The organism is Streptomyces sp. 13-12-16, from assembly GCF_002114215.1.
In the GTDB taxonomy this organism is placed as follows: Bacteria; Actinomycetota; Actinomycetes; order Streptomycetales; family Streptomycetaceae; genus Streptomyces.
Genome location: NZ_NCTE01001172.1, coordinates 1,959 through 7,350 on the forward strand (window position 1 = coordinate 1,959; position 5,392 = coordinate 7,350).

Here is a 5,392-nt window from a genome sequence, read left to right on the forward strand (position 1 = left end):
TCCGCGGCGGCGGCGACGTAGAGGCAGGGGGTCACCGTCGCCATGCCCAGGCCGACGCAGGCGAAGCCGACGAGCGCGGGCCAGGTGCCGCCGGCCAGCAGCGCGAGGGCGAGGCCGGTGCCGGCCATCGTGCTGCCCACCCGCACCATGCGCGCGTCGCCCCACCGGTTGCGCCAGCCGTCGCCCAGGAGGCGGGCCGCCACCATCATCACCGAGACGACGGCGATGCCCAGCGGCGCCAGCCGCCCCGACGCGCCGGTCTCCTCCGTCAGGTAGAGCGCCGACCAGTCGTTCATGGCGCCCTCGACGACCGTGCCGAACACCATGGCGCAGCCCAGGACGAGAGCCGTGCGCGAGGCGCCCGTCAGGCTCCGCAGACCCTTCTTCCCGCCCCCGGCCGGCCGTTCCTCCCCGGCCGGGGGAGCGGGTGCGTCGGTGAGCACCCGGGGCCTGGAACCCGCCAGCAGCAGCACCCCCAGCCCCGCCGCCACGGCGAAGTGCGCGGTCACCGAGTGCGTCACGGTGTTCACCCCGGAGGCCAGCAGCGCGCCCCCGAGCGAGCCCCCGCTGAACGTCGCGTGCAACTGGGCCATCGCGGCCCGCCCGTAGTGGGACTCCAGGGCGGCGCCCTGCGCGTTCATGGCGACGTTCAGACAGCCGACGGCCATGCCGTCGAGGAGGATCACCAGCAGGGCGAGCGGATAGCTGCCGGCCGCGGCCAGCACGGGCAGCACCGCCACCAGGGCCAGCGCGGACCAGAGCGCCAGCCGCCGGGCGCCCAGCCGCCGCATCAACGGCGCGACCAGCGGGAAGGACGCCGCGGCCCCGACCCCGGCGGCCATCAGCAGCAGCCCCACCTCCGTCCCGCCCAGGTCGAAGCGGTCCTTGAGGGCGGGCAGCCGGGAGGCCCAGGTGGCGTACTGGAAGCCGAGGAAGGAGAACAGCGCGGCGATCGCCAGTTGGTCACGGCGGAAATCGCCGAGGGTGGGCAGCATGGACGTCAGGACCCCTCTTCCGGGCCGCCGGAGCGGTCGTACTGGACCGGGCAGGACATGTAGACGGCGCCGTCGCCGTAACCCGCCGGGAGTTCGGCCCCCGGCTCGGGCCGGTAGCCGTGACCGGCCCAGAAGCCCGCCGTCCCGCCGACGGCGACCAGCGAGATCCGTTCGTACGACGACCGCCGCGCGACCAGGGTGAGGTGCCGCAGCAGTCTGCCGCCCAGCCCCCTGCCACGCAGATCGTCCGCGATCACGAGGTCGTGCAGGTGCAGATTGCGGGAGTCGTACGCCCGCTCCTCCGGCCGGGTCAGGTCCGGGTACCGCAGCCGCGGGTAGGGCAGGGCGAGCACATAGCCGGCGACACGGTCACCGGTCTCCAGGACGAAGCAGGTCTCCGGGGAGGCCCGGCCCCGGGAGCGGAGCGCCTCGACGCCCTCGGACAGCGAGGCCGGCGCGTACACCCCGGCCTCCAGCGCGGCGATCCGCGGCCAGTCGTCCTCGGCGATCGCGCGCACGCGCACCTCCGGGGTGTCACCGCCCACGCAGACGCGGGGGAGCGGGCCGAAGCCGTTGAAGCCCTCGGTCGTGTAGCTGGCGGCGTAAGCGCCCGCCGACAGCACCCAGACCGGGTCGCCCGACGCGACCGCCCTCGGCACCCGCACCCGGGGGTGCTCGTGGGCGTAGGCGTCGTCACTGTCGCAGGTGGGGCCCGCGACCACGACCGGCACCAGACCGGCGTCGGCCACGTCCGGGTGGGAGGGGAAGACGAGCGGGTACCGCACCTGGTCCATCTCGTACAGGCCGTTGAACTTGCCGCAGCTCAGGTACAGCCAGTGCTCCGGCTCCCCGTCCGGCCCGCGGCGGGAGGTCAGCCGGGAGACGTGGGCCCGGACCGCTCCGTGGTCGGCCACCAGGTGGCGTCCCGGTTCGATGACGAAGGCCGGCGGACGGGGCGACAGCGCGGTCAGCCGCTCCATGCCCTCGCGGAGCACGGCGAAGATCTTGTCCAGCGGGGGGTCGAGCCGTTCACCCCGGCGGTCGGCGTAGCCGAGCGCCGGCAGACCGCCGCCGAGGTTGACGTGGTCCGGCACGATCCCGCGGCCGTGCAGCGCCGTGAGCACCTCGGCGAGGGACGTGAACGCCTGCCGCCACGCCTCGGCGGTCATCTGCTGCGACCCGACGTGCACCGAGAGGCCGGCGGGGACGAGACCCGCGTCCCGCGCCGCCGTCAGCACCCGTACGGCGTCGTCCGCCGAGCACCCGAACTTCCGGCTCAGCCCCCACAGCGCGCCCTCGCCGCTGGTCGCCAGCCGGCAGAACACCCGGGCCCCCGGGGCGTGTCCGGCCAGCGCCGTCACGTCCTCCACGCTGTCCGTGGCGAAGTCCCGCACACCGAGCCGGTACGCCTGGGCGATGTCCCGGTCTGACTTGACGGTGTTGCCGTAGTGGACCCGGTGCGCGGGCACGCCCGTCGCCAGCGCCCGGACGATCTCCTGGGGGCTCGCCGCGTCGAAACCGGCGCCCCGGCCGGCCAGTCGGGCCAGGACCTCCTCCACGGGACACGCCTTCATGGCGAATCGCACGTCCACGCCGGGCAGTTCCGCGGTCAGGGCGTCGTAACGGGCGGCGATCCCGTCCAGGTCGTAGACGAGCGCGTCCTCGGTGGCGGCCGCGAGGGCCGCGCGCAGGGCCGCGGTCACCGGAGAGCGCCCCGGCTCGCGTGCACGAGGGCCTCCCAGGCGCCGATCAGCACCACGAAGTCCTCGACGTCCAGCGCGGCCTCGTCCAGCAGACGGTCCCGGTCCGCCGTCATGCCGCGCGCGAACTCGGCGTACTTACCGCCCAGTCGACCGTACGCCGCCGCGACCGTGTCCAGCCGCCGCTCGTTCTCCGTACGGTCCAGCCGCACGCTCTCGGTGAGGAACGCGGCGAACGGTGCCGGGTCGAGCCGCCCGTCGTCGTCCAGCAGCGTGGCGCCCGCGTCGGCCATCCGCTCGTAGACGTAGTGCAGGTACAGCATCGACAGCAGGAACTTCACGAACCGCGTCTGGTACGCCAGGAATCCGGCGTGGGTGCGGCGCTCCCCGGTGTAGTAGTTCTCGATGTGCCGGTTGTGCAGGACACCGGGCAGCGCGGCGTCGTGCACGGCGTGGATGAGGAAGTAGTCGCTGCCGATGGTCGCGGTGGCGGGTGGCAGCGGCAGCCGCTCGTACACGTCCCGGTCGAAGGCGATGTTGGACATGTCGACGCGCATCGGGTCGACCAGCGTCAGCGTCGAGTGGTCGCCCGTGAAGGGCAGCGTCCCGGCGCCCTTGAAGGACTCCTCGACCAGCTCCCGCTTCTGCTCGGCGGACCAGTGACCGGGCGCCCACAGGCCGACGACCTCGTCGTACACCTCCTTGTCGAGCTCCCGGATGCCGCCGATGTCGACGGAGAGCTCCCCGATGAAGGAGGCGCCCACCATGGAGACGGGCCGGCCGGCGATCGCGGGGTCGAGGGTCACCTCCGACACGCCCTCGGCGGCCTGGGAGGCGGGCTTGCCCAGGGAGGTCAGTTCGTGGTGGACGGGGTGGACGGGCTCGCCGTCGAACACTTGGTAGCTGCAGTCGGAGTCGCGTCGGTGCAGCGAACGGCAGCCCAGCGCCGCCGCGACGAGGAACGCCCGGTTGGTGCAGGCGCCGTACGAGAGCGCGTCCGGGAGCATGAGGTCGAGGATCCGCTCCGGCTCCGGGAGCGCGGCCCGGTCGATGGCGCCCCGCAGGAAGTCCCGCTGGGCGGACTCGTCGAGGTGGTGCACGACGACGCCCGCGGCCTCGGGGAGGGCGGCGACCGTCCGGGCATGGGCCTCGCGGGTCCGCTCGTCGGAGGAGTCGAGGATCAGCAGGTGCACCTCGACGTCGAAGTGCCGGGCGGCGTAGGCGGCCTCCCCGCCGATGGCGGTGATGGTCGCGGAGCACTCCCGGTCGGTGGGGAGGCTCAGGCATATCCGGTGCATGTCGGTTTCCCCGCTCATCGCGTCGACTCGTGCCAGGAGTCCAGCCCCAGCAACTTTCGTCCCAGGCCGTTGAGTTCGGCGGGCCCGTAGCGCAGGGACTCGTGCTTCACGGCGTCGCCGAGCAGGGTCGCGTTCCACTCCGGGGTGCTGAGCGTGCGCCAGGACCCCACCCGTGAGCGGCGCAGCTCCTCGTGTTCCTCCAGGGCGGGCATCATCGACAGGTACTGCACCGCGCGCACCCCGTCGGCCGAGGTGTTGGGCGCCACGCCGTGCGCCAGCATCCCGTTGAAGATCAGCAGGTCACCGGCGTTCAACCGGGGCCGCACGACGGGGAACTCGGTGCGGTCGGCACCGGGGCGGATCGGGTCCCGCCCGGCGGGCTGTGCGAGCTTCCACTCCTCGAACCGGCGGAAGAGCTCCGGGGAGCACTGGAAGCCGCCCTGGTCCGGTTCCGTGTCGGTGAGCGCGATGATGCCCTGCACCCGCTGCGGCGGCACGCTCGCCGTGGTGTCCACGTCCCAGTGCAGCTCGATGTCGAACCCCTCGTCCGTGGGGTCGATGAGGGAACGCGAACGGTTCCTCACATTGGGCGGGTTGAGGTTGAGCCGGTCCAGGGTGACCCACAGCTCCTCGCAGTCCCACACGTCCACGAACGCGTCGTACACCCGCTGTGCCTGCCGGCTGTCCCAGATCAGCTGGTGCTGGTACGCCTCGACGAAGCCGTAGACGAACAGGTCCCGGTCGAGGTCCGAGCGGAAGGTGCGCTCCTGGTACCAGGTCTCGGGGCGCTGCGGATCGAGGCCCTGGAACTCCCAGGCGAACTCCAGCAGCAGCTTGGCGGCGTCGGGGGAGATCGCCTCCGGCACCACCACGTAACCGTGGTTCTGCCAGGACGCGAACTGTTCCTCCGAGAGCACCCGCAGCGGCAGGTCCTTGGTCAGGTGCCGCAGTTGCGTCCCGGCGAGGTAGGTCTCGCCGTCGGCGCTGAAGTAGGGGCGCTCGGAGGCGGCGCGGTGTAAGAAACGGTGGTGGGTCGTCATGCGGTACTCCGGAGATCGGGATCACTCACGGCATGCGGACAGAAGGAGGGAAGGAGGGAAGGAGGGGTTCGGTGGTCGGTCGGCCGTCGCTACGACGGCCCGGTGCGGCCCGTGAGGACCTCGGCCGCGGCGATGCCCGACACGCGCGTCGCGCCGTGCGTCGCCAGGTACACCGCCCCGGGGCGCTCACCCGCGGGGACGCCCATCTCGACGACGAGGGCGTCGGGCCGCCGGCGTACCAGGCCGGTGAGCGCGCGGGTCATCCAGCCGTAGCGGGCGGCGTCCCGGACGACCACGACGAGCGGACGGCCGTCCGCCGGCCGCAGGGCCAGCCGGTCCAGCACCTCGTCGCCGCCCCG

4 protein-coding genes and 2 pseudogenes are annotated in these 5,392 nt (G+C 73.1%); all 6 read right to left on the minus strand.

The window, feature by feature from the left end:
- On the minus strand, nt 1-995 hold a 995-nt coding region (locus tag B7767_RS37005; RefSeq protein WP_256923701.1), incomplete at its 3' end, for an MFS transporter.
- Between the two features lie 5 nt (nt 996-1,000).
- Nucleotides 1,001-1,540 (minus strand): GNAT family N-acetyltransferase, encoded by a 540-nt coding sequence (locus B7767_RS48700; RefSeq protein WP_306298034.1) that lies wholly within the window; start codon nt 1,538-1,540, stop codon nt 1,001-1,003.
- A pseudogene (locus B7767_RS37010) lies at nt 1,535-2,698 on the minus strand (type III PLP-dependent enzyme); the annotation flags it as partial. The pseudogene B7767_RS37010 and the gene B7767_RS48700, both read right to left, overlap by 6 nt.
- Nucleotides 2,695-3,993: a DUF6271 family protein gene (locus B7767_RS37015; protein WP_085575834.1), complete on the minus strand. Its 1,299-nt coding sequence runs from the start codon at nt 3,991-3,993 to the stop codon at nt 2,695-2,697. The pseudogene B7767_RS37010 and the gene B7767_RS37015, both read right to left, overlap by 4 nt.
- A gap of 14 nt (nt 3,994-4,007) precedes the next feature.
- Nucleotides 4,008-5,033 (minus strand): phytanoyl-CoA dioxygenase family protein, encoded by a 1,026-nt coding sequence (locus B7767_RS37020; RefSeq protein ID WP_085575835.1) that lies wholly within the window; start codon nt 5,031-5,033, stop codon nt 4,008-4,010.
- Nucleotides 5,034-5,122: 89 nt separating this feature from the next.
- Nucleotides 5,123-5,392: pseudogene (locus B7767_RS37025) on the minus strand (glycoside hydrolase family 3 protein); the annotation flags it as partial.